This window comes from Paenibacillus sp. FSL H3-0286 (assembly GCF_045040705.1).
GTDB lineage: Bacteria > Bacillota > Bacilli > Paenibacillales > Paenibacillaceae > Paenibacillus_AQ > Paenibacillus_AQ odorifer.
On the sequence record NZ_CP150285.1, the window covers coordinates 4,492,084 to 4,517,794 of the forward strand.

Annotated in this window: 24 protein-coding genes; 4 read left to right on the forward strand and 20 right to left on the reverse strand. The window is 43.8% G+C overall.

Going from position 1 to position 25,711, the window contains the following annotated elements; genetic code table 11:
* Positions 1 to 67 precede the first annotated feature (67 nt).
* The gene (locus MHB37_RS20195; RefSeq protein ID WP_076127377.1) at positions 68 to 940 is read right to left on the reverse strand and encodes a chitosanase; all 873 of its coding nucleotides are present in this window, start codon (positions 938 to 940) and stop codon (positions 68 to 70) included.
* A 271-nt stretch (positions 941 to 1,211) separates the two neighbouring features.
* Between MHB37_RS20195 and MHB37_RS20200 the strand changes: the two genes are divergently transcribed.
* Complete coding sequence (locus MHB37_RS20200; protein WP_076190747.1) at positions 1,212 to 2,051, forward strand: AraC family transcriptional regulator; 840 nt, start codon at positions 1,212 to 1,214, stop codon at positions 2,049 to 2,051.
* 20 nt (positions 2,052 to 2,071) lie between these two features.
* Here MHB37_RS20200 and MHB37_RS20205 read toward each other — a convergent pair whose 3' ends face one another.
* From MHB37_RS20205 to MHB37_RS20215, 3 genes are all read right to left on the reverse strand, one after another.
* Positions 2,072 to 2,722 carry a polysaccharide deacetylase family protein gene (locus MHB37_RS20205; protein ID WP_175618995.1) on the reverse strand — a complete coding sequence of 217 codons (651 nt, stop codon included), beginning with the start codon at positions 2,720 to 2,722 and terminating at the stop codon, positions 2,072 to 2,074.
* Positions 2,723 to 2,800: 78 nt separating this feature from the next.
* The gene (locus tag MHB37_RS20210; RefSeq protein ID WP_405168412.1) at positions 2,801 to 3,406 is read right to left on the reverse strand and encodes a YkoP family protein; all 606 of its coding nucleotides are present in this window, start codon (positions 3,404 to 3,406) and stop codon (positions 2,801 to 2,803) included.
* A gap of 289 nt (positions 3,407 to 3,695) precedes the next feature.
* Positions 3,696 to 4,964 (reverse strand): hypothetical protein, encoded by a 1,269-nt coding sequence (locus MHB37_RS20215; protein WP_405168413.1) that lies wholly within the window; start codon positions 4,962 to 4,964, stop codon positions 3,696 to 3,698.
* 267 nt (positions 4,965 to 5,231) lie between these two features.
* On the opposite strand from MHB37_RS20215, the gene MHB37_RS20220 reads away from it, so the two are divergent.
* Positions 5,232 to 5,705, forward strand: a complete 474-nt coding sequence (locus MHB37_RS20220) for a hypothetical protein (protein WP_076127219.1) — start codon at positions 5,232 to 5,234, stop codon at positions 5,703 to 5,705.
* 102 nt (positions 5,706 to 5,807) lie between these two features.
* Here MHB37_RS20220 and MHB37_RS20225 read toward each other — a convergent pair whose 3' ends face one another.
* The 9 genes from MHB37_RS20225 to MHB37_RS20265 form a co-directional block, all read right to left on the reverse strand.
* Positions 5,808 to 7,016, reverse strand: coding sequence for a hypothetical protein (locus MHB37_RS20225; protein ID WP_405168414.1), 1,209 nt, complete (start codon positions 7,014 to 7,016; stop codon positions 5,808 to 5,810).
* Between the two features lie 34 nt (positions 7,017 to 7,050).
* Positions 7,051 to 8,445, reverse strand: coding sequence for a hypothetical protein (locus MHB37_RS20230; RefSeq protein ID WP_405168415.1), 1,395 nt, complete (start codon positions 8,443 to 8,445; stop codon positions 7,051 to 7,053).
* 61 nt (positions 8,446 to 8,506) lie between these two features.
* On the reverse strand, positions 8,507 to 9,058 hold the full coding sequence (locus MHB37_RS20235; RefSeq protein ID WP_076301694.1) for a DUF4303 domain-containing protein: 552 nt from the start codon (positions 9,056 to 9,058) through the stop codon (positions 8,507 to 8,509).
* Positions 9,059 to 9,121: 63 nt separating this feature from the next.
* On the reverse strand, positions 9,122 to 9,688 hold the full coding sequence (locus tag MHB37_RS20240) for a hypothetical protein (RefSeq protein WP_076127226.1): 567 nt from the start codon (positions 9,686 to 9,688) through the stop codon (positions 9,122 to 9,124).
* A gap of 37 nt (positions 9,689 to 9,725) precedes the next feature.
* Positions 9,726 to 10,475, reverse strand: a complete 750-nt coding sequence (locus MHB37_RS20245) for a hypothetical protein (RefSeq protein WP_405168416.1) — start codon at positions 10,473 to 10,475, stop codon at positions 9,726 to 9,728.
* 180 nt (positions 10,476 to 10,655) lie between these two features.
* Entirely contained in the window at positions 10,656 to 11,273 is a 618-nt protein-coding gene (locus MHB37_RS20250) for a hypothetical protein (protein WP_076304557.1), read from the reverse strand.
* A 68-nt stretch (positions 11,274 to 11,341) separates the two neighbouring features.
* Positions 11,342 to 11,914: a hypothetical protein gene (locus tag MHB37_RS20255; protein WP_405168417.1), complete on the reverse strand. Its 573-nt coding sequence runs from the start codon at positions 11,912 to 11,914 to the stop codon at positions 11,342 to 11,344.
* A 410-nt stretch (positions 11,915 to 12,324) separates the two neighbouring features.
* Positions 12,325 to 14,256, reverse strand: a complete 1,932-nt coding sequence (locus MHB37_RS20260; RefSeq protein ID WP_405168418.1) for an AraC family transcriptional regulator — start codon at positions 14,254 to 14,256, stop codon at positions 12,325 to 12,327.
* Positions 14,257 to 14,544: 288 nt separating this feature from the next.
* Positions 14,545 to 14,916 (reverse strand): MerR family transcriptional regulator, encoded by a 372-nt coding sequence (locus tag MHB37_RS20265; RefSeq protein WP_076182898.1) that lies wholly within the window; start codon positions 14,914 to 14,916, stop codon positions 14,545 to 14,547.
* Positions 14,917 to 15,051: 135 nt separating this feature from the next.
* Between MHB37_RS20265 and MHB37_RS20270 the strand changes: the two genes are divergently transcribed.
* The gene (locus tag MHB37_RS20270; protein ID WP_076276148.1) at positions 15,052 to 15,810 is read left to right on the forward strand and encodes an SDR family oxidoreductase; all 759 of its coding nucleotides are present in this window, start codon (positions 15,052 to 15,054) and stop codon (positions 15,808 to 15,810) included.
* 137 nt (positions 15,811 to 15,947) lie between these two features.
* Here the strand turns inward: MHB37_RS20270 and hcp are convergent, their stop codons facing one another.
* The 7 genes from hcp to MHB37_RS20305 all read right to left on the reverse strand — a co-directional run bounded on the left by hcp (position 15,948) and on the right by MHB37_RS20305 (position 23,791).
* Complete coding sequence (gene hcp / locus MHB37_RS20275) at positions 15,948 to 17,240, reverse strand: hydroxylamine reductase (RefSeq protein ID WP_405168419.1); 1,293 nt, start codon at positions 17,238 to 17,240, stop codon at positions 15,948 to 15,950.
* Between the two features lie 93 nt (positions 17,241 to 17,333).
* Positions 17,334 to 18,734 carry an MFS transporter gene (locus MHB37_RS20280; protein WP_339244078.1) on the reverse strand — a complete coding sequence of 467 codons (1,401 nt, stop codon included), beginning with the start codon at positions 18,732 to 18,734 and terminating at the stop codon, positions 17,334 to 17,336.
* Positions 18,735 to 18,922: 188 nt separating this feature from the next.
* Positions 18,923 to 19,480: a cysteine hydrolase family protein gene (locus MHB37_RS20285; RefSeq protein WP_076127240.1), complete on the reverse strand. Its 558-nt coding sequence runs from the start codon at positions 19,478 to 19,480 to the stop codon at positions 18,923 to 18,925.
* 199 nt (positions 19,481 to 19,679) lie between these two features.
* On the reverse strand, positions 19,680 to 20,288 hold the full coding sequence (locus MHB37_RS20290; protein WP_339281169.1) for a CPBP family intramembrane glutamic endopeptidase: 609 nt from the start codon (positions 20,286 to 20,288) through the stop codon (positions 19,680 to 19,682).
* 83 nt (positions 20,289 to 20,371) lie between these two features.
* Positions 20,372 to 21,721 (reverse strand): GHKL domain-containing protein, encoded by a 1,350-nt coding sequence (locus MHB37_RS20295; protein ID WP_405168420.1) that lies wholly within the window; start codon positions 21,719 to 21,721, stop codon positions 20,372 to 20,374.
* Complete coding sequence (locus tag MHB37_RS20300) at positions 21,722 to 22,447, reverse strand: LytR/AlgR family response regulator transcription factor (protein WP_405168421.1); 726 nt, start codon at positions 22,445 to 22,447, stop codon at positions 21,722 to 21,724. It abuts the gene before it with no gap.
* 129 nt (positions 22,448 to 22,576) lie between these two features.
* Positions 22,577 to 23,791 carry an MFS transporter gene (locus MHB37_RS20305; protein WP_405168422.1) on the reverse strand — a complete coding sequence of 405 codons (1,215 nt, stop codon included), beginning with the start codon at positions 23,789 to 23,791 and terminating at the stop codon, positions 22,577 to 22,579.
* A 336-nt stretch (positions 23,792 to 24,127) separates the two neighbouring features.
* Between MHB37_RS20305 and MHB37_RS20310 the strand changes: the two genes are divergently transcribed.
* Positions 24,128 to 25,708 carry a spore germination protein gene (locus MHB37_RS20310; RefSeq protein ID WP_256717179.1) on the forward strand — a complete coding sequence of 527 codons (1,581 nt, stop codon included), beginning with the start codon at positions 24,128 to 24,130 and terminating at the stop codon, positions 25,706 to 25,708.
* Positions 25,709 to 25,711: the final 3 nt, after the last annotated feature.

A 25,711-nucleotide genomic window follows, 5' to 3' on the forward strand; every position in this document is an offset into this window, starting at 1 on the left:
TAATCTCACTTATCATCGAACCGCCGTCTCCGAGAAGAACGGCGGTTCTGCTACCCTTACCTTCCTGTTATTGGAGTTCCCAGTCGGTGACTTGAAGGATTGCTGAATCTGCACCCTTCAGGTCTGTCTCTCCCATGTTCAGCAAATTGCTCCACTGCTTCACACGGTTCTTGCCGTTAGGCGGAGAGTTGTACTCATTAGTATCCACAATCTTGGTCCGTTCTTTATAAAATTTGGTCATAAAAGTCTTCTCATCCGTGCTGCTTCCGGATTTACCCAAAAGCCCTTGAAGGGTCTCGGAGCCGCCGGTAGCTCCATGGTTCAGCGCTGCATCCACGAAGGAACCAATAGTTAATGCCGAGTTAAAGCCGCGTTTGCGGGCCTGCTCCACACTGTATTTAATATAGATATTGTAGAACGTTTTCCACATAGCCTCTCTCCACTCGGGATCATTTTGCAAATTGCCGATTTTTCTGCAGAAGCTCTCTTCGCTTTCATTGATCTCGAGGATCTTCCCTTTCATCGAACCCTTAACACCGATCCGGGCCAATGCGCCTTTAACCGAAGGATTACTCGCGCCTTTGGCAGCGTCATATGCCTTGAACAGATCCGGACCGTCGGGACCGGTATCATTTGAGCCGCCTGTAGTCGCACCGAATATTCCAATCGTATACCCGCGGTCATCATCAATATCTTCACAATATCCGTAAAAATTGATCCAGTTCAGATCGTCCTGCTCCGGTTTGTTGACAAGCATCATAATATTGTTCCACTGCTCACCATCCAGACCTGTGTTGTCACGCAAGAATTGAAGTGTTGCCGGTGAGAAATTAGAATCAGGGTTCCCTGCCGCATAACTTTTCTGTTGAGATGTTTTGGACAGACAGCCATAAGAAAAAATCATTGAAAAACTGAGCAGAATCATCAATGAAAATTTCATCTTCTTGGAAACCTTACTCTTCGTTGAATTTAGCACCGCAATCTCTCCTTTAATTGAATAGTTTAAGCGCTTTAACTTTTAGTGGCAGTGAACCTTATCCCTAACCTATTTGAGCATGACAGCCCTCCTTTTTCCAACACTTGGTAATTCAATTTAAGCTTATCTCAAAAACTTTGTCCAAACAGCACGTATTTTCTTGTAAATATTAATTTTTATACATATGTTGCTACAAACCATAGATTAAGTCTACAATCCTCTTAGGAGGTGCTGAATGAAACCGGTATTTTATGAGTCTACTCTTTTTGACATCAGCCGCAAGAAACAGGTATACACCAGCATGCCTTCAAGACACTATCATGATGCATATGAGATTCTGTATTTAATATCCGGGGATTTTTATTATTTTATAGGGGACAGAACTTACCAGGTTGCGGGCGGAACACTGCTATTTATGGATATTCACGAAATGCACAAACTGGTCAATTCCGGCTGCAATATGTATGAACGGGTTACACTCCTGTTTAAAAAAGAATTCCTGCAGCATTTCTGCACCGGCAGTCAATGTGAGGAACTGCTCGAATTGTTCAAAAGTGATTACCGCGCTTTGAAGATGACCGGGATGGATCAATATTTCATCGAACAGCTTTTTCAGAAAATGATCCAGGAGGGGAAGAAGCAAGCCCGCGGATATGAACAGTACCAACAAATATTATTGGTGGAGCTGCTTCTCTATCTTAATCGTAAACTATTTGACAGCCGCGTAGCTTCATTTGTAGAATCCAATCGTACACATAAGAAAGTCCTGGACATCGTTAATTATGTAAATCAACATTATATGGAACCGCTTAAGCTCTGTGAGATTTCACGGCAATTCGAAATAAGCTCTTCCTACCTTTGCCGTACTTTTAAAGAATCCACCGGGTTCAGCTTCATTGAATATATCAATAACATCCGCATTAAAAAAGCGCGTGATTTGCTGGTTGGCTCTTCTTTTAATGTTACTGAAATTGCGGGAATGGTTGGGTTCGATAACACCTCCCACTTTGGACGAACCTTCAAATTAATAATGGGCATCTCGCCGCTCTGCTTCCGCAAACAATTTAAGTCTTAATAACAACTCACTGGAATACGTCAAGACATTTCATCAAGCCTAACAAATTGCAAGTTTCTTGCCTGTAGTTGGTTTAGCACTTCTTCTAAAGCTTGCAGCATAAAATAAGGAGCATGCCGGTCCGCGCCCGCAGTCTCTCCGCTGTCGTGAAGTAAAACAACGGAGCCATCGGTGATTCCACCTAATAAAATGGCCTGCATCCGGGTTTGACAGGCCCGGATGTTCCAGTCACTCGCCTTCAGCGACCATAGAACAATTCGATACTGCTTGTGCCGAAAGAAATCAAATAGATTGATTAATCCCCAGGGTGGACGGTAATGATTGGGTCTGATTCCGACAATAGACTCTATAATATCAGCGGAGCGTTCCAGATGTTCTCGCCTAATTGTACTGGGCAGCATCAGCCAATTAGAGGTATGGCAGTAATTATGGATGCCAATCTGATGGCCTTCCCGATCCATCCTTCTGATCAGATCTGGATACTGCTCCGCTCGCGATCCAAGCACGAAAAAAGTAGCCTTCACTTGATGTAACTTCAATAAATCCAGCAATTCCGGCGTATATTTCGGATGTGGCCCATCATCAAAAGTGAATGCCACCTGTTTTTCTACCGTTCCTTTGCGAAAAACACCAAAGCCGCTCACTCGCGTAATCAAACTTGGAATAAACATGTAAAGAGTAGCGGCACATAGTATTCCTCCTATCAGATATGTAAGTATGATTACACCTCCTTATAACAAGCATAAGACCTATCCAGAGTAGTTCTGTCCGGGTGAAAATCGATTTTTCAGTGAGGCGCGTGAATGGATCAGTAACATCGGGACCAGTTGCTCTGTTCGCCGATTGATTCTTTGTCTCCCTTCAGGATGCATGGCAGACAGCAGCAATCGAAGATAGATGGTGGTGATGCGTTCGAAAACGCCGGACTTTATATTTTGTTGTTCAAAACCAAGACCGTGCGTTAATCCCCGATGGAGCAGTGTAATCCCCAATAAAGCCTTGACCTGCCTGAACTCCGACTGCGATTCGAACGCTTCATTGATTTGCTGCATTGATTTGCGCAGCATGCGAGCCGTTTGCAGTGCGGCACGATCCGATCCTTCGGACCGGATCAACTTCAGGATTCTTTCATTGTCGAGGTGGAGTTCTCCCACCCACTCTCCCTGATTGATGACCGTGGCGTCTTGGCATACAATAGGCTGTCCCCGGTGCTTTTTTAGCATCACGGTACATATACCAAAGCGTGACTTATGTGATCCGCGAAAATGTGAAAGCAACGCAAAAGTTTTTTCCCACATCATCCAGACGGACTGCACCGTGGTTTTACGTATTTTGAAACCCAACTTTTTCACCATCCTTAAACCGGTTATTGTCTCTCATTTCATCCATTGTACCTAACGAAACTTTCTTTTTTCCTAACGTCTACTTCTATTTGACGCTATTCACCGGAATTTCTCTGCGTGTAAATCTAAATTTTTGGCATCTAGTTAAAAAAACTTTCTGACCTAAAAAAAGGACAAAATTTAGTAAGTCTTAAATTAGACAACTTCTGCAAGAAAATCCAACTACATAAAGAAAAACCCATGTCTCTTGGACATGAGTTTCGGATGTTATCTTTTTGACTAAATCAATCTGGTTTCACTATCATTCCAAACTACCCCACTCTACCACATCTCCGCTGGTGGCCTTCACGGCATAATCACAATCCAGCTTTCCGCACAGCACATACCTCTTCTGCCCAGGATCATACACATAGACGGGTGTTAATTCGAACCATCCCTTGAGCTTGTCATAAGCTTCGTCATGGCTCACAGCAATTTTCCCTTCACTCTTGAATTCATCAAACGTATCGAGCATTAGCTTGTTATCCATATAATTTATAACCTTATAATTCTTCGTATCGATGAACAGAAGGAGCTTACGCTGAAAAATACGATTACTTGATACATTCTTCCTCAATGTCGCTTGAATATGTCCTCTTTCCCGATGTAAAGTCTTCAATATCCATTGTCCGGATTCTTCCGGATAGAGCTGGCTTAAACCAATTTCGACTGCGGTTATACATTGGGCTTGTTCTATGTCTGTGATTGAAAATGAATCTGGATGCGGCTCACGTGCTATTGCCTGTTCGATTGTAACCACTTCTTGCAGACGGATCTCCGTCCTTGCGAACTGTTTCGTGTCCGCTTGCTCCCACTGCATTACTTGATCAATATTCAGTCGTGCTCTCGTTCCTGATATCATCTCAAATGGAATTGTGGTTGTTCCATCATTTGTAATGTAGATTTCTTCTATCCCATAGATCGGCAGGAGATGCTTCATCTCGTACATTGGATATTCTATAAGCTGTAGTTGGTTTTTAGCCAGTGGCTCTACCGCTTGAAGCGTGAGAAAATAATCCTCTTTTTGCACAAGGGAGCTGGAAGGAAACTGGCCATAGACACTATAAAAAATAATTCTACCTTCCGCATCGAAGCGTAACTCCATTCGCCCGCCGGGAGAGATGGGTATACCGTCTATACATTCAGCAAAATGATATTCTCCTCTTTCTTCCTTCACTAAGTAGAATTGTTTACCATATTCAAGCCCTACTTCAGCTTCCATCCACTGAATAACGCCGTTTAATTCAATGTTTTGGAACGGTGTTCGATTTGCATAAGATTTCCCTCCAACAAAAATAACACTTTTATAGTTATTGGATAGCAAGTCAAGCGTAATGACTGCAGTTCCTTCCGGATTATAATCTTCCTTCCATTCCTTAATGTGAGAAGGAAACCATTCCATACTAAGCAAATAGTCGGTTTCTCCCAGCATCGTAACTTCGCGATAAATTTCATTTGTATGTAAATAGTAGTTGTCCAGTCCATAGGTTTGCTGTGTAGCATTAACTAGTTCTTTGATTCGGAAATCCATATCAGTGCACCCCACAAAATTGATACCTATATCATATCATTACTTAGCAATGATTATGAAGCGCAGCGAATCATATCTCCTACATATTCTACGATCTTATGTAATGGGTTTTGCTGGTGTTCAGAAAATGATCAGTAGCTTGGGGTTTAATAATGCAGAGTGTATCAATCGATTGGACAAGTCAGGAAAATTCACCCTGCTGACTCAGACCTTGCCAGAATACTAAACGTGTATAGTGAACACATATTTTAATGGAGGTATATCATCATGATTGACATCATCGACGGAAATGCTGCATTAATACATTTTTTTCCACTTCCGGCGCATCTTTATTCTAAGAATATTGCTTGTATTGTTGCTGTGGCGCATGCAGAAGAACGGGGTCCAAATTTAACAGGCCTCATAAATGCTCTATACTCGAAGGGATATACAGATCTTGAACATCTATTCAATTCCACATGGAAAAAACTATACCAAGTTCCGAGGTTGGGCCAGCAAAGACTGGTGCTTCTACTTAGTTTACTAGAACGAATTTCTGCAGATCCCAAGACTATAGAAACCTATACAGCTGTCCCTCATGTTACCATCCACAGTAAAAAGGAAATGAAAGAATTAACTTTAAAGAGGATCATTAAGAAGTATAACGAAACATCTGTAGAGGTATTAACTGAAGACACCGAAAAAGAAGCTCGTTTAAAGAAAATTAAAGATAGACTCCGAGAAATGGGGATGATCGTATAACAAAACCCCGTCAGTATAGTGAAGTGCACCCCTTAGAATAGACATTGGACAAACCTCTGGGTCATTCCGATTTCTATTCTAGGGGTGTGATTTTCAATTCATTTAGTAATCGCGCGCTGCATCGAACCAGCGTTGAGCCATCTCCTCTGTGATAGGCTGGCCAATCAGGTGGTCAGACTGGCTAAGTTGCCATACCGCTTCACCAAGGTCTTCTCGTTCGGTGGTTTCGATGCCCTTAAGATTGTTGAAGCGCACGGTGAAAGCGGTAATGGCGGCCTCGGCTTCAGCAAAGCTACGGGCTTCGGACAAGGTTACCTGTGCAACGTTGTAAGCTTCATTAGCCAGCTTGGCTAGACGTTTAGCCCAGGAGGAGAATGGGCGGCCAAACTCGGTCGTCCACCACTCTGGCTTTCGTAATTGGCTCACTGAAGCATGGTCGGTCCAAGGACGGGTTTCAGCGCGAGTTTTCATTTGCTTTTTTATACGCTTGCCAGCGCTTTCTTCGACATTGTAGGCGATGAATCTGTCAAGCAACGGCCACGCGTTCAAGGTCGGCAAGTCCCCCAGATCAGGCATGAAGCGCAGCTCCAGATTCGTTAACTGGGTATGATGAGCTAATAAATTCAGGTCGCAGAAGTTTCCCCACAAACTCAGTGATTTAAGGTTTGGGTACCGGTTTAGACACTCTAGCGAGATGGGCTGTCCCAGCGGTGCGTTATGTAGCGTCAAACTCGTTACCTGGTGCAGCTCCCCCATATCGGGCAGCAAAAAAGGGGGATCATTCTTACGTCGGCCGGTGCGCGGTGCTAGTGTAAGAGAAGATGGCATATCGCCTGTGGCCGAGAAGCGTGATAGATCGCCGGACACACTCAGGCGGAAAGGCTGCTTCGGAAGTATTAGGCTAAGGGACCTCCCGGATGGTTCCAACTCGACATGCAAGCCATGCAAATTGGACTGACTGGCGTCCGCCACCGTGTCTGCAGACAGGATCGGAGTCCATGTCATCTCTTCAATGGGACGTTTCTGTGCCCAGTCAAAGAAGCTTGAATCACTGCCTGTATAATGCAGAAATCGCGGCCAGGGAGAGCCAGCCGGTGTGGCAAAGACATCGAATACGGTCCAATCGATAGGCGCATCAGACGCGACATGAAGGTCAACCTTTTTCCCCAATTGCGACGGACCCATGGATAGACTGCCCACACCGGGCTTAAGGACAAGAGTATGACTACGTGGACCTGTCAGGTTGATAGGATAACTACCAACTTCTCTAACAGAACCAGCTGAAGGACCAGCTTGGCTATCATTTGGCATTTCTATCATCCTTTCCTCTAATGCATATCAAGATCTAACCATTCACACCTGACTCTATCTTCTCAGTAATAAATTGTTTGAATCTTGTAAAATACCGCTCTGATGCTTCCCAGCGCCTAAGATCCAAATAGGACATGTCCTGCTTGCCATATTGATCGGGCGGCTGATAATGCCGGGAAACATAAGTTCCATTGTCCACTGTATAAAAATAATACGCTTCATCTGGAGTCCTGATTTCAATTCGACCATGTAGAAGGTCTCCGTCCTCGTCCGTATGCGTTTGACGGAAGCTGTAACATTTAGAGCCGTCCCAGAACCCGCCATTCTCCTCCACTTCCGAATATAATTCCCGAATTACAGTGTGTTGCAAAATGTCTTGCACATACTGTACCTCAATGTTTCGTAAATAAAGCTCAGCCATATTAACGCAGGTCAGCAACATCGTCCAGCAATCGCTAATCTCTGCTAGTTGTTCCTGAGACTCTTCTGTAATGTCCTCCCACTCAGACCCTTCTTCTATGGTTCTCTTCAACAAACCGACAGAATGATCTTGCTCCAGCCAAATATAATAGTGATGCCGGTTATCATTCATATAAACGCTAAGATCCCGCTCATCCCCGTCAGCATCAATATGCTCCAGTTGAACTTTGAAAAAAACGTCTTGCTCCCGAAAATTAAAAGAAGGCTTGTCACTTGGCATTAAAATACACTGCGTCAACTTCAATATATTTTCTTCATTGATTGTGTTATGGGTGAAATATAAATGAATAGCTTTCTTGCTAGTGGGGGATTCCTTTATTTTTTTTAGAGCAGAACGGCCTTCTTTAATTACGTTCACCAGTGTGCCAAAGGAAAAGTCCTCCTCATCCTCTTCCATATCCAAAAAAACTTCATCAATCAACACTTCATGAATGTCTACCGGAAGCTCCTGAAATACGCCGTCCCCCTCCCACACATTTACTAAGCAGGCGATCGATTTATGTCCGTCCACTTTGAAACTGTACTCGTCATCCTGAACCAAAACCGCAGCGCTGAGATCACCTTTAACAATCGTTTCCCCATGATTGTAGGAGCCGCATAATATTTCCTCAATCATCAGGTTGCCCGAAACATAAATTTCCTGACCGCCTACAGCTATATTTTTCGCACTCATATTACCGGTCACCAAAAGCCCTATGGCACCATCCGTTTCTTTATTATAAAGATTGTCTACAGTAAAATTTCCTTCTATAAAAATGATGATTACCTCTTTTTGTTGCGGGAAAGGTTGCTCCCAATCTAGATTAAGAGAAGGCAGCGTCAAATCCCCTTCATAGTAAGCGGCAAGTTGCTCGTCACTAAAATCTTGGTAAAACTTCGCCCACCAAGATCCTTCGGGAAATTTATCTGCTAGTTGGCTAATAGGAATGAATCTGAAAAGATTGCTCATAAATTATTTTCCTCTCATTTTAAATCCGAATATAGTAGACGATTTCCGAAAGCGGAGGCTTCTACTCCGCCGCTTCCGCCAACCATACTTGCATAGCTGGAGATTCTGCCCGATTCAAACGGAGGGCGATTTCAGTATTGATCTCATCCGGAGGCATGACTTCGACAAGGACGCATACTGACTCTCGCAGTTGATTCAAGGCAAACACACCTTCATCATCGAGTATTTTCATCGCCAGCTCCATGGCCTTCAGCCTCAAATCAAACTCGCGATTCCCTTCGTCATCCTCAAGAACCGCAATGAAAGAACGATCGGTAAATCGTTGTTTAACATTATCAAAGTTCTCATCGCCGAAACAACAATAGGGCGAATCCGCATAAGACCATTTGATAAGTTCCGCAATCGTCGATGCCGGTGTGTCACTTTCGACGCCTTGCCTGGCTGCTTCTACCTCCAAAGCTTCCCACGACCAGGCGGAGATACTTGGCGCATGTCCCTCACCAGTAGTGTAAAGGGTACAGTAATAGTAACGTTCGCCATTTTCAAAAAGAGCGCGAAAAGACGTTCTAGCAGCATCGGCGATCTCTATCGCCAGCCTCTCTATTTCTTGCATCGGCTTCCTCCTTTCCGTTAGTGGATCCGTTCAGGCAGGATGTCTTCTATTTGCTCCAGCCTTCTAGAAATGATATGGCGGTGCTTTTTCTACTACAAGGTTATCAGGATGAACATCAGTTGGCTCATAGTCATTCATACGGAGAAGGATATACTCAATCTCTTCTAATGGCATCTGCAATTTCTGGCTGACTTCATAAAGATCCATGTCTTGCGAAAGTAGGTCCCGTGCTTGATTTAACTTTCCATTTAGCCAATTGTTTTCGAGCATCCATTTTTTCACTAGGTCCAGTAGTTGATTTTGGTTTTCCTTAACTGCATGCTTATTATATTTAGCAACTGACTCTGACAAATAGTTAAAAAGGTGAATACCTAATCCCTCACGTTGCTCATGCTTGGACATCCGTTGGTACTGTTCATAACTTATGCTGATATCTAATTCGAGGGTATGATCCCTGCTATCAAACCGTCTGGATGTTTTTCGACCATAACCTTCAGGTAAAACACGCAACACAAAAAAGATATCATAGGGAAACTCCCATGTATTTGCTAATTCCTCTAAGGGCAGCAGTTCATCTCTCAATTGACCCACACACGTTCCATGTGTATCCAAAGTAAAAACTAGTTTCATGCATACCTCCCTCTCCCAGACTTACGGAGCACCCAGATTAGCTGTTATTTTCTGAAATCGCTTCGCAGCCTTTCGACAAGAGCCACTGCTCCATTACGGCAAACGCCTGCCCCATATCCTGTTCATAGAAGATGGCCACCTCTTGCTGGTAGGCATAATTCAACCGTACATAGCCTCCCAGCTGCCGATAGAACAGGAAACAAACATAGGCATTCTCAATAAACAAATCCGGTGGGAATTCATGTTGGCACAATCCAGCCAGTTCGGGTAGCGTAAGCTGGTCCTGCCCTTGTGGCAAACGCAAAAAGCGATGGCTGCGAGTGCCCGTCCACGGTTCATAATAGACGCTCTCCCCTTGACTGATTCCATACACCTGACGATAAATTTCGTCCAGCACCAAGGCGTACAACCCTTCGTTTTCCTGCTCCCCTGCCTGCAGGGAAATCGCCTTTACGTGCTCCGCATGCCGAGGTAGCCAAAGCAGCCCAGTTGTCTGGGGATGTATTGCCAGAAAATCACCGTCCACCGTTGTACCTATAACGATACACTCACCGATCTGTTGTTCAGTAATGGGGCTATTCTCGTCATGCTCCCATAATCCGTACTCTGCAAAAGATTTAAGCACCTCCGCATCCGGAAACTGAACATTCAGCCACCCTCTGTAAGTCCCTTCGCCGAATCGCCGCAAAAACCGGAGGTAGCCCGGTGGATAAACAGTGGCGTCTTCCTTTGCAAGTGCTTGGTTTTGACCATCAGACAGCGGTTTTGGCCGAGATACGATGTACATAAATACTCCTCCTGCTGCCCCCAACATGCAACTCTTCCAGATAAGAGAATTCTTTAAAATATTGCAGGTTGAGCAGCTTTTTTATCTAAGATAATACTGAAATTTTAGAGAGTGCAACATATCAATCCCAATTTTTGAATTCTCCAGCTTGGCCAATGCCTCGGTGTAATTTGCCCTGAACTATTTGCCACCCATCACAAGCCCATATTTATTGAAAATCCACGATTTGCTCAAATCGTGAATCGCACCATGGCTTATACGCACAGAAGGCTTTTGCTCCTTCATAGCATCTGCATCATGCGCCGAGAAGCGAAGCGGCTTTGTCATTTTTTTAATAGCACCCGTTATTTCATCGAAAAACGTATATGTTAACGGCTTATGATCCCGAATATCCTCATAGATATAATACTTCCCTTTTTCATCTTCCAAATCTATTTGAAAGCCTTTAGGAAATGATAGCAAGATACACGGCAGTTCATCCTCTGCCCATTGTCCGTAATATGGAAAATAGACACTCTCATTTCTCGCGAAAAATCCGGAGCTTTCATTATCAGACGTAACAGAAATGGAATAAACAAAGAAAGGGGGACCCTCATTCCTTTTTTTCTCTGCCGTAAAATAATGATAAAAGGTCTGATATGCTTCATACACCTGTTTCAGATCATGCTCTGTCTGGGCATAATTGGTTAGATGAAATTGCGCTTGCTTATGTTCAAAACGCTTCAAAACGCTTTCAAACTCTTCCGGCCTGATGAAGAATCTAAGTTTATAAAATCCGCTGTTCTTTAATTTATCCATTTCTTTTCGCTCACCGCCATGTATTAAAATGTCATCTCAGAGGTCCTTAGCCATTTACTCGTGTATTTTCAAAATTCATATTTCACAAATCGATTTTTGAGAGCTTCTTCGTACGGGATCCACTCCCAGTCACTCCATAAAGACATGCTTACGATTTCTGACAGCTTATCTACGGCTTGTCCCGGACTCGTAATGCCAATGAAGCCGTCAAAATCCTCATTACGGATATCCAACGCTTTTCGCAAGTAATCATCATTGAGACGCTCTTCCCGGAGTAGTTCATATTCATCCCTCGTCCACTGCTCACAAAAGATCTTTTCGGCTTGAATGTCTCCATTCTCGAACAACGACAACTCGAATATCTCCTCATTCATATATCCGGCGGTCATCACTGGCTCCCCGGTAAGCTGGGACAACGTTTTACCGGCCTTCTTCACCGTACCCCATACAAAATAATCGTGGAGCACGCTGATCCAGTTTTCGTTGCTTTTGCTTACATACATTACAACCTTGTTCTCTGGAGCTTCATGATTTTTCTTGCCTAATACTTTGGCATGCGCTTCGCTTAGCTCTCTTAATGCTTCGACAGTCTTCTCAAGGTTGTTCGACTTGATATGCAAATTTGCGAATGATCTTCCCACGAAATGGCCTCCTCTAATCGCTTTTTTAATCAGCCGGATTCTTATTTATATCCTATTGATCGGGTCTATGAATGTCTCATATTTCCATTATAGTGATCGCTTGTCCTGAGTCTACCTACTTTTCACCTGGATTTTAGAAATAACCTTTGCACAAAAAGAATTATAAACTTGACCGTTCAGCACAATCTCTAGTCCCTTCCCCACTCCGCTCTTAAAAAAAGGAGGGTATCCCTCTGCCATTTTATGACGTTTAGGACACCCTCTGTCGAGCTATTCCGCACCCCCACAACACTCTTCATCTTTCCAAAACAAAATTTTTTCGTCGTCACTTATGGTAAGGATCAGCGCTCTGGCTGTAACGGCAAGTTCTGATTTTATATTACCGTTCGATCAATCCTTACTCTAGGCAGTTACCGACTCGCTGCCTCGATGATCCAGTCGGTCAAATCGTTGATTTGTCTTTTCACGGCGATTGGGTCGCGGTACCAGGATTGGTTCTCCGTCCATAAAAATACCCGATTGTTGCGAATCGGCTCTAGCGACCCCCAGATTGGATCAGCCTGCAGCGATTCCAAGCTGGCTTCCGTCGTCAGAATCAAATAATCACCCATGTACTCCGAAAGTTTCTCCAGCGAAAATTCATAGTAGGATTCCTTCAGCATAAATTCTGGAACCGTCGTCGGCGGCTTCAGCCCCATTATTTCATACATCAGCCGGCCGCCTCGTCCCGATTTCGGACCAAAAAGGCTCACGTTTCCATCGTACTCTTGCATAATCGAAAGCGTCTCTCCTTCGGGAACGGCTTGTTGGACTTTCTCCCGAATGTCTGCAATTTCCTTCTCGAATTGTTCGTTCCATTTCTCCGCTTCCTCACGTCTATCCAGCAACTCGCCAAAATACAGCATTTCTTCCTGAATGGATACAAACTGATTGTAAGGAACCGATACCGTAGGTGCGATCATCTGATATTTCTCGACTACCTCAGGCTGTGGATTATGCGTTATGATTAAATCCGGATTGAGTTCCAGCAGCTTCTCTAACGAGTCGCCTACATCCGTCACGACGTCCAGCATTCCCTCGAGATAAGGACTCGACATCAAGAACGATTCGGCTGCGATCGGCTGGACTTCCAGAGCAAGTACGGTGCCGAGATAAGAAATTGCCGCTACGCGCTGAGGGTGTGCAGGAACTTCGACATCGCCGAAAGCGGTCTTGACTACCTTGATCTCAGAAGATGCCAAAACCTCTGACTCTTGAGTAATCATGGTTGGAGAAGCGCTGACGGCAACCTGGCTGTTCGTTGCACCTCCGTTGTTCACCGACCCACCACAAGCTGTTAACATCACGGTCAAACATAACAGCATCACTGCATAAAAACTTCGGGTTGCTCTAGTCATTTTATTCGCCCCATCCTGTTGAAATTGATAATCAATATCACTCACATAAAAAGGATAGCTTAATGACCGGCTTAGAACAACGGACGATTGTGACCTATTCCTTGCATAATCTGAAACGAACTGGCCGTATCGTTTACGATATTGACCTGGCGTCATGCCGGCATGCTTTTTGAACATGCGGCTGAAATAAATGAGGTCCGGATAACCGACATGTGATGCTATTTCCTGTTGTGTTGCTATCGTACCGGCCAGCAGAGCCTTCGCATCTTCCATTCGGAAACGAATGACGTAGTCCAGCGGACTGAGCCCTGTCTGTTCTTTAAATTTTCGCGATATATATTGTTGGCTGTAATTCAATTGCCGAGCAAGCTCCTCAAACGAGATCAGCTGGCGATAATTCCTGGACAAATGTCGAATAACTTGCTCCGATAAAGATGGCTCGCCGGCTCCGAACAGACGCTCCCTCAGGACAGCGTGAACGAAGCGGATAAAGTCTCCCTTGGCCGACAGCCGGGTTAATCCGTCGTCAGATTTAAGCCAACCGTCGCGTATCGTTTGAAGCAGCTCAAGCATGGCCAGCGGTTCGCCAGGCGGGAACCCCCAGCTTTCCAGAAACGGGTCGGATTCCTCCATCATCATATGAAATTCGCGCGAAGCCGAAGCGGGGAGAAACGCTTTGTAGAGTACGATATATACATTCAGCGCTTCTCGGCTCCGAACCGTCACCAGAGAGCCTTTGCTGGCGTGCAGTACATGGAAACGATCGCACAGCCATACCTCATCGTCAACCCACAACTCGCCTTGTCCTTGAAAAGCGAATAAAAATGCGCTTGCCGGCAAACGGTATTGATTCAAATCGTTGTCGATTCCGGCCTGCTTTAGCCGTACGTCCAGCACACTCATAATCACCTGGTTCCATATTTGTATAAGTTTCAGAACATCCATAACTGATTCGCAAACTCCCTTTAAATTCTCAAGAGATAATCATTCTCAATTGAATCATGTTTCTAAACACAATAACGAATACGTCTAGCGCTGTCAATAAGGTGTTGCCGAATGAGACGAGGATGCGAATAGCGAGGCATACGGCTATTTTGCCGGAGTCTAGCCCAAAAGCAAAAGACGCTGATCCGCAAACATACGTGCGGAACTAGCGTCTATCAATGAATCGTGAGGGCCCTTTTTTTGATCTCACAATTATCGTAATCATTGGCATACTTTTATGTCGCCTGCTTAGTAAATGCCTGTCTCTTTCGCAAGGGAATTTTTGTAGGCTGCAATTTTGTCTTTCAACATCTTCTCTGTGGCTGTTAAGTTTCTGATTTGGCTCTGTATAGAGTTACTATGATTCTCAAGAAGGTTCAAGCGGGCTTGGGCCGTATGCTCTCCTTCTAAATATAACTGCGCATATTCTCTAATTTGTGAGATCGGCATTTGGGTTTGTTTCAACCTCATCACAAATCGCAGCCAAGCAAGATTGGAGTCATCATATATTCTTTCTCCATTCGCATTCCGCATCGGAGCAATAATTTTTTCCTTTTCATAATATCTCAGTGTATATGCGGTAATCCCTAGTAATTTGGCTACATCGCTGATCGTATACATACAAGCCCCCGAATCTATGTTGATTTTAAGAGTCCCCATAATTATAAAAAATATTTGACTTAGAGTAAACTCTAAGCTTTATGATTACATCGTTGTTGAAATACTAAATATTCTTGTAAAAACGGAGGAATTCACATGAAATATACTGTAATTACAGGCGCCAGTTCAGGTATAGGTTTTGAAACCGCTCTAGCCTTTGCGGCTCGCGGTAAAAACTTAATTGTTACAGCCCGCAGAAGGGAGCAACTGGAGGAGCTAAAATCTGAAATCAATCATAACTCCCCCGATGTAGATGTCGTTATTCGAGTAACTGACTTATCCGTTTCTAGTAATGCTTATAAGCTTTATGAGGATCTACAAGGGTTCGAAATCGAAACTTGGATCAACAATGCGGGGTTTGGAAATTTCGCTTCAGTGGCCAAGCAAGATTTAGATAAAATTTCTGCAATGCTGCATCTGAACATTGAATCGTTGACGATCCTTTCCTCTCTATTCGTTCGTGATTATTCCAATGTTGAAGGAACACAATTAATCAACGTTTCATCCGGTGGCGGCTATACGATTGTGGGAAATGCCATTACGTACTGTGCGACTAAGTTCTATGTGAGTGCCTTTACTGAAGGACTCTCTCATGAGTTGAAGAGTCAAGGTGCACTTATGCAGGCTAAAGTGCTAGCACCTGCCGCAACAGAAACAGAATTCGCGAAGCTTTCTTTCGATGTCCCCGAATTCGAATATCATGGGACTGTGCCGAAATATCATACCGCGAAGGAAATGGCTGGATTCATGCTTGACCTGTATGATAACGATCATGTTGTGGGGATTGTTAATGGTTTGACGTACGAGTTCGAGTTGAGAGATACCCTCTATAATTATGTGGCGAGCACGCGATAAGCTCATCTTGTAATGGCAAGTTAAGAAGCATGACCATCCATTACGGATCGCTATGCTTCGACAATGATGTATCACCTAAATCCCCTATCAAAAAAAGGCTGCCAATCCCTTATGGGCGGCAACCTTTGATTTTTACTCTACGACAACGCCAACATCGCGTTCATATCTTCTTCAGCAGTAGTAATTAGCTTCAATCCAAAAAGCTCTACCAGAACATCCAGTACACCTGGTGAAATGAACTCGGGTAGCTTTGGTCCGATGCGAATGTCCTGAATGCCGAGACTGAACAAGCCTAGCAGAATGGCTACTGCTTTTTGCTCAAACCAAGATAGCACGATGCTGACAGGCAGTTCGTTCACCGTACACTCAAATGCCTCAGCCAGAGCCATGGCAATCTTCACTGTAGAACCGGAATTATTACATTGCCCAAGGTCAATGTAACGTGGAATACCGGTGTCTCCAACGGTGCCATAATCTACGTCATTAAAGCGGAACTTTCCGCAAGAAGTCGTTAAAATGACAGTATCGTTCGGTAAGGAAGTCGCCAACTCACGGTAGTAATTCCCGCCAGTACCTGGCGCATCACAGCCAGCAATGACGAAAAACCGGCGGATATGCCCGTCTTTGACAGCTTGAATGATCTCTGGTGCTAACCCGATTACAGTTTCATGATGATATCCGGTCGTAAGTACCAGATCTGACTCTACATCAGCCGCAGGTAGGGACAACGCACGATTAATTAATGGGGAGAAATCGTCGCCCGTTATTTTCTCTACACCTTCCAGCCCCGCTACTTCATATGAGAAAAAGCGGTCTGCATACGTGCCTTTAATCGGCATTACACAGTTTGTGGTAGCAAGAATTGCACCGGGAAACTGCTCGAACAATCTACGCTGATCATACCATGCTTTGCCGATGTTGCCTTTCAGATGTTTATACTTTTTGAGTGCAGGATATCCATGCGCAGGCAGCATTTCTGAGTGGGTATAAATGTTGATGCCTTTCCCCTCTGTCTGCCGCAGTAATTCCTCCAGCGCATATAAATTATGTCCTGTTACAACAATACATTGACCTTCAATTTTGTTCTGACTGACTGTGATCGGTTGCGGAATACCAAAGCGGTCCGTATGCGCACGATCCAGTACATCCATGATGCGAACCGCCGCATCCCCGACCTTCATCGCCATCTCCAAATGTTCCTGTGTATTAAAGTTGGAATTGGTCAACGTCATATACAAAGCTTCGTGGGTGATACGATCCACCTCGGGATCGCTATATCCTAGCTGCCGGGCATGTGTCGCATACGCTGCAATTCCTTTTAATGCAAAAATCATCGTATCCTGCAAACTCGCAATGGTTTCATTTTTGCCACATACCCCTACAACGGTGCATCCGCCATTCGGTGTCTGTTCACATTGGTAACAAAACATATTGTTATCCTCCATATCTAGATAATCATTCGTTACTTCCAACGTAACAGAACACCAAAGCTTGAGTTGTGATTACACACACATTTTTTTAGATCAAGCAGATTTAAATGTCCTTCTATTTATAACAACCATTAATACAATAACGCTTAAACAAATGAAAATATTAATCTCAAAAACCAATTTGAACGCCTGCAACTGACTCCCTTGTCCTGTCTCTCCACTCATCACACCAAGTCCAAGTGCTGAGCCAAAGACCATACCCGCATTTCTTGTTAAAGCAATTAATCCGCCAATCGAACCCACGTGTTCCCGAGGTGTCTGCTGCATAATGAAGCTATTATTAGGAGAGGCAATGAGCCCCATACCAAGGCCAATAAGAGATAGAATCGCCGCGATTCCATAAATCGGTATATGATCTAAATACACCAGTAACAAGATAAACCCGCTTCCCATGCAGCTCAGTCCCATAAGCATCAGACGATGAGAGCCATAACGGTCGGAGCAGTAGCCTGCGAGAGGGCCTGCAAACGCCAAGGCAATGGGATAAGCCGCCATAATATATCCTGTCGTAGATGACGAGAACGGAGCCGACACCCCCATCAAATAAAATGGAATGAGGACAAGCAATGTGTTAGATAAAATAAAAGAGGCACAGCTAACGATCAAGCCTCCCGCTACAGTTGGAATTTTCAATGCTTGTAAGGGTAGAAAAGGAGTCTTTTGCTTCCGCTCCCAGAATAGAAAAGTAATCAACAACAAGGAAACCCCCACCAAACTTGTCATTGTCCACACGGACACCCAGCCCCATTTGCTCCCATTTGTTATTACGAGAAGGACCAAGGTGATGAATGCCATAAACAAGCTGGCCCCCACGAAGCTGATAGCACCCGGCTTGCGCTCTTGCACACGGTTCGGGATGTACCGATATGCCATAATTGTAGCCACAATCGCCACAGGAACATGGATTAAAAATAACCATTTCCAGCTCAGCCACTCTGCAATCAAACCTCCCGCTATAGGTCCCGTCATCCCGCCCAGCGCGACAGCTGTACTTAAAATTCCGAGAGCACGACCTCTTTGCTCTTTCGGCATATGAATGGTGATGAGTGCAATATTAGTTGCTTGGAACATCGCAGCTCCTACTCCCTGTACAACTCTGAGCGTTAGCAATATTGGCAGATTAGGTGAAAAAGCGACCAGGATAGAACCCACAGTAAAAATCACAAATCCAAGATTGTGAATCCGGCGAAAACCATAACGGTCGCCTAGTTTCCCCATAATAGGAAGAAGAGCCGTAATCACTAGCAGATAACCTGTTGTGATCCATAATCCCTTCCCAAGCTCTGTCTGAAAATAATTCACAATAAAAGGAAGCGACACATTCACAATTCCAGCTGTAAAATGGGAAATAAACGCCCCCATACAAATAGCCGCCATCATTCCCAGCCGCTGCCCGTGTGTGCTTTTAAACTCTATATCTTTTGCTGCCATCATGTTGATCCCGTCCCTACTCATATTGTTTAAGAATTACTAACAATTATAAGTAGATCCCTTGCAAGAACAATCCCATAAAGATGGGATGGGAATGGTTTAGGCGAATATGTCTATCAGTATAGGTGACGAAAATCAGAGATAATGCAAAACAGCAAAAAGCGGCACATTTAAGTGCCGCCACTGAATTATTATCTATAAGAGTCATGCGTTGGGCGAAACAAATCTTCTTCGGAACTTCTGACCATAGAAAAATGTTCGACATTGTAGTGCCCATGTAATGTTTTATTGTGATGCTTGATGATTTGTTCTGCACTTAAAACATCATTGTCCGTTGTAGAATGACCATCTCCGACCAATGTAACATCCATGCCGCTAACCGTAGCCGTCCGAACCGCAGTATCGATGCAGTGTTGAGTTTTACATCCCATAATCACCACATGCTCAATCTGCTGATCTTTCAGATATTGTAGCAGCTCAGTTCCGTGAAAAGAATTCGTTGCCAGCTTATCAAAGATTTTGGCATTTGCAGACCTGTTGATTTCATTGTGAACTTGAAAGCCTGTACCTGTTCCTTCAGCGACATCTAGATCCCTAACGAACACAACTTCGACATCGGCTTCTTTTGCTTGTTCAATCACTTTATTAATATTCCGGATAAGCTGCTCTTTATTGAATACTGCACTTTCCTTTTCGTTTCCATCCATTAATTCTTGTTGTGCATCGATGATTAATAATACCTGATTCAAATGTTTTTCCCCTTTCGAATGGTGGGGAAACGTCAACGCTTGATCAGTTAAACGTTATCCCCATATCATTTTGCAAGCTGACATTGTTTTTCATAATATCTACCTCCCAATAAAAATGGTATATAAACTTTAATCTTATAATTTAAGACTTTTTTAGTTTACCATATTTTTAAAATGTACTCTCTAAAAACTTTGATTGCTACATCCATTGATACATCATAAAAATGGTGGAAATCAGATTAGTCAGCCCGTGCAGAACCCAACCTGGAATGATCGAACCGCCGGATAATTTCTCATCCAACATTCCGATGCTCCAACCCACAAAACCTGTAAGAATCATTACAACAGCAGAATTCAATAATCCGGAACTGCTGTATAACAGCACAGCATGTACGACACCAAATAATAAAGCTTGAGCACAGTTTCCAATTCCGAATCCGAATTTCGAACTTAACCGTTTACCAATGAAGCCGCGGAACAGAATCTCTTCGGACAAGCTAGTCTGTAACCAAGAATAAATCAATGCCGGAATCAAACCTTTAAGACCTGTACCATAAAACTGTGAGCTGGCCAAAGTATTCTTATCCAGCATATAGATTGCTGTAAGCATTCCCAGGCTGGTGAATATAGTCATGGTAAGTATAAACCATAGTATGAACTGCTTCCTAGAAACCAATTGGGGTTTCTTCCAGCCAATCCACATGGCAAAGGATGAAGTTGTTCTGCTTGTAAAAAACCAGTATGTATAGGGAATGATGCTGAATAAGATGAGCTGAAGGACTGCACTGATGAGCAATGACAATGTCAATGGAATACCCTCCCTTTAATAAGAACAGCCTCAATATATCATGGACCGCTGCTTACCAGCGGGAAGAGACCGTAACTTGCAGGTTAGGTGGAGTAGTTGGTTGCGGATTGCAACTCAGGCAGTGGTAATACCGCCAACATCATGAACTGCCCATTCTCATATCTGAAACTGACGCTTCCTTGAAGCTGTTGAACCGCATACTCAATGCTTTCGATTCCGAACCCTCTACGCCCAAAGTTCCGCTTGCTGGACAAAAAAGAGCCCTGCCCGTCCTCTGTAAGCAGAGATGCAGGATTCTTTAAAGAAATCACCAATAACCCGTCGCAATAAATCACTTCCAGCTCAATAACATTCTGCTCTGACTCTGGTAATCTCTGAACCCCTTCGATTGCATTATCTAATGCATTGCCTAAAATAATTGCAATTTCAACCTCTTTGCCTGCAAGTGACAGGTCCTGCGGGATGCGAAAATGAGATTTCATTGTAACTTGATGTAGCTCGGCTTTGGCGAACTTCTCATTATAGATGGCATCAATAGCTATATTTCCAGAAGAAATATACTTTTCTCCTGCCTCCTGTGTCGAAGCAAGCTCCGCAATATATCGCTTGGCTTCTTGTACAGCTCCTTCATCCAGCAGAGAATGAATAAGGATCAACACATGGTTCAGATCATGCCGCAAACGCTGTGCTTCCTGATTATCTTTCAGTTTACTCGTGTAATCCTTCACTTGCTGCTGAAGCACATGATTATGCAATTCTATTTGCATCCGTTTCATTAACTTTTGATATATAAACATTACAGCCACATTAATTACAAGAATCCCAAGCAGGATGAATACAAAATCAAACGGAATATCAAAAGGTTTATCACTGGAATTTCTCAGATTCACAATAATAATAAGCAAAGAACCCGCAGAAACAAGATTCAGCACAGCCCAATCCTGATTCGACAGTAACGTTGTGGTATCCACTTTGAACAACCGCAGCAATAGCAGACATAACATGATGCTTAGCAAAACAACAAATAGGAAAGCAAAAGATAACCACCAGAAATTAACTGTATCTATTCCCTCGGCATTGAGTGGGATATGCTGAATCCCAGACCATACCAGCATCTCAATAACCACCGTAAACACTGTATAGAAACTGCTAAAGAACTGCTTTTGTAGCACACTGCCGCGGAAATAAATAATGGTAATCAGACTATACACAAGCAGGTGAAGGATGACCGAATCAACTAGAGGTAAGCTAGCAGCGGTAAGCGATTTAATTATATAAAAGATAATAAGACAACCTATAAATGACTGTTTGCTCCTGCTCAGGATCAGGAATTTCTTGAGAAAAATATAAAATGTGACCCCTTGCGGGACATATATAAGGACGAGCATAAATACACCAAAAAAGTAAGGACTAATCTCCCGGATGAAAGACATTTATCTTAAGAGCCTCTTTTCTATAAAGGCATGGTAGGACCGTAAAGAATCAGAGCTTCTACTGCGGCTGACGGGAAGCTCCACCCCGTTCTTCAGCTGAATAAGTTCTTTGCTTAAAGAACGAACATACAGCCAATTTACTAGGAATCCCGTATGTACGCGACAAAAATCATGTGATCCCAGCTGTCCTTCCAACTCTCTCAGTTTGCCATAATACGAGTAAGTCCCTTGTTCAGTACAAAGGACCAATTTTTTGCCTCGTTCTACCGTGATATACATAATATCATCTACCCTTAAATTATAGCTCATATGATGGATTGAGAATGACAGCACGTTGTTTCTTTGCATGCATTGCTGAATGGCTTTGACTGTGGCGGTCTGCAGTTCATGTTCATCAATGGGTTTCAGTAAATAACGAAAGGGATGAACCGCAAAGCTTCTTCTCATATAACTTGTATGGCTGGTGACATAGATAATTAATACCCTGGCATCTTTGAGCCGGATCTTCTCTGCGACTTCTATACCGTTATACTCGGGCATCTCCATATCCAGATAAACTATATCGTATGCGGTAGTCGTCATTGCCGGAAGCAGGGTTTGGCCTGATTCAAAAATCTCAATAGAGGCAGTCATCCCTTGCAGGCTAGTTATCTGCTTCATGAGTAATTCTTCCAATCGCGAGGCATCTTGCCTCTGATCGTCACAGATTGCAATGTGAAGATTCATATTATGTATCCCTCCAAGTGAACGTAATTCTATCATATTATAATTTGAAAAAATATGAAGAACCGCCAAAAAGCCGATCCTCTCGGACCGGCCTATAAACTCTTTTTTACAGGGAAGTTTCTATCCTAGTCAATTCAACGGAAGAGCGGACGCCAGCCGCCGAAACTGGATGAAAATAAACAGAGCGGTCAGCATCACCACAATTCCTGAACCGAGGAACCATAGCTGCACACCGTATCGATCCACCACAGGTCCTGCCAACAGCAGCCCAATTGGCGAAGACAACATCATAATGCTGGTCACGAGTGAAATGACACGCCCAAGCATCTCGGGTTCAAAAGAACGTTGGATCATCGCCATGAAGGGACCATTGAAGAAGGGTGCCGCACTGCCCATCAAGAACGAGAGAATGGCAAAAATCACAAATGCATTCGGTCCAATCAAACCACTGATCACACAGGTAAGACCGATGACTAGCAGACCTACGCTCATGTAGCTAATGTCGCTCCATTTAGATGAGAACATCGACAATAGCAGACCGCCTAAAATCATCCCGATGCTGAACACCGCTTCCACCAGGCTGGCACTGTATCCTCCACGGCCAAAATGAGACAATGTCATATAAGGAAACAGTGTCGCCAAGGGCATAAATGCGATACTAAACACCGCAGTAGCCCCCGTAATCAACACAATGGGTTTCGCTTGAATGAGTGCGTTCCAACCCAAACGGAATTCTTGAACGAAAGACGGCGCAGCTGAAGACTGCACTTTAGGCTGATGGATCTTCACCATGAACAGCATCAGATTCGCAATCAAAGCCCCGGCCACATCGAGTAGTAATACTGCCCCGAGCGAAGTTGCCAAGTAAACCGCTATCCCAAGTGCAGGACCCATTACATTCGAGAAAGAGAACACCATCTGCTGCCAGCCCGCGACTCTTGTCAATTCTTCTTCAGGAGCAATCAACGGAACAGCCGCCTGAAATGCCGGAGCATGAAAGGCTGATGCCGCCGAACGCAGGCTCAGAATGACATACACAAAGCCAAGTCCCGGTTCCCCCCACATGAAATAAATACCTAATATCAGACTGAAGAGCGCAATTGCGCTATCAGCAATAATCATCGTTATTTTACGATTCCAACGGTCCAGCCAGACCCCTACAAAAGGACCCAAGACCGCTTGCGGCAAAAACGCTGCCAACCCAGCAATCATCAAAACTGCCGCTGACCCTGTCGATTCCGTCAAGTGCCAGATCACCGCGAATTGAACCATCGAACTCGTGAGAATCGAGAAAATCTGTCCGCTAAAAATAAGGGCGAAGGCTTTTTTCCATTGTATTTGCATAAGGTCATCTCCTTTGATTAAAAACTTAAATAAACTCATTCCATGAGCATAGGCACACTGAAACAGGCACATCACAAATAAACTCATTTCCATATCTCAAAAAAATGAATGAGTCCACTTGTCTTGCACCACTGATTACCATAAACGAATGGAATGGGTCACAAGGAGCACCTCCTGGAAAAAATTATGTTCATTATAACATCGCATCTCTTCTCTGAGCCAGTTCCAATTGTTCTTTTTACGAAAAATTTGATCTATCTCTATCTTCCGAATAAATTCCTAAATAAGGGAGAAGATAAAAATCACTTAACATCTCATTTATTTAAGGAGAATTGCATGCGGAAATTTTTTAACGCCAAGACACCTCCGTCTAATCCTAAGGTGCACCCTCAATTGGAAGCCGAAAATGAGCTTTCAATGAAGGATCTTTTTTCCCATGCTATCTCTGCGTCTCTCGAAGACAACTTACAGATTATTAATAATTGTTTTGCGAATTGTTCGGACCTAAAGGTTATTCCATGGCATTATGGCCCGGATCTTAAGTATGAAGCCTCATCCGTCTATTTCAATACACTTACTAAGTCTGACCCTACAAATTATTTTAAAGATGTCTTGCAGAATTTAGTTCCGCATGAGCTGGGTCCCACCTTGGACGTGACCGTTGAAGATGTCATCTCCTATTTTGAAAAAAATGGTGTTTCATCACCGCTGCTTGAATTAATGGACAATATCGGTCAAGCCATTAAGGGGATTCTTGATGGGAAAGTTGTCCTTTTCTTTACAGGTTGGCAAAAAGCCGTTGCCTATTATGCCTTTGATGTAGAACAGCGCCAAACCTCTGAGCCCATTTCAGAGCCTACTGTTCAAGGTCCCCACGTCAGCTTTATAGAAAGCTTAGAGCGTAATGTAGGTGTTATTCGTAGTTTGCTGAAATCTACTAATCTTAAGTTCGAGTTTTTTACCTCTGGTAAGCAGGTTCAAAGAACGTTGTCCTATGGTTATCTGGATGGAGTAGTCAAACCAGAAACATTAAATCAATTCAAACAACGGATAGCAAGTATTGATCAGGAAGAAATTCTTGACGTCTCCTATCTCGAAGAGTGGATCGGTGATTCGCTCTACTCACCATTTCCACAAGTCCGCTATACAGAACGACCGGATACAGCTATAACAGCACTGCTAGACGGAAAGATTATTGCTATGGTTAACGGAAGTCCTTCCATTCTGATCTGTCCCGGGAATTTCATGGAGTTTTTTACGAATAGCGAAGATTATTACTACCGGACCATTTTTTCATCATTGATAAGAATGATTAGGGTCGCTGCCTTCATCATCGCCCTGCTGTTACCCAGTACCTATATTGCCTTATCCAACTTCCATTCCGAACTAATTCCCACGGTTCTGCTGCTTGCCATTCTAAACACACGCGAAGGAATCCCCTTTCCGGCTATGGTTGAAGCTTTGATCATGGAGTTTTTCTTTGAGCTATTGAGAGAGGCGGGCATACGCTTACCCAGACCGATTGGGTCGGCCGTCAGTATCGTTGGGGCATTGGTCATTGGACAAGCTGCTATTCAATCGCAGATTGCCTCTCCGGTCATGGTCATTGTCGTCGCTTTGACAGGCATTGCCTCATTTGCGCTACCTCAATACAATATGGCAATTGCGCTGCGGATTTTACGGTTTCCCTTAATGATTCTCGCGGCAACATTCGGAGGACTTGGCATCATGGTCGGTTTTATTCTAATTTATCTCCATCTGGCTACCTTGCGCTCTTTAGGAGAACCGTATTTAGACTCGTTAGCTCCGCTAGATCTTAAAAGAGTACGTGATTCTATTTTTCTGCTTCCGAGAAGACTGCTGCTTCATTCACCACGAAATCGACACTTATATAAAAAGACTTCAGGAAGGAAGTAGATA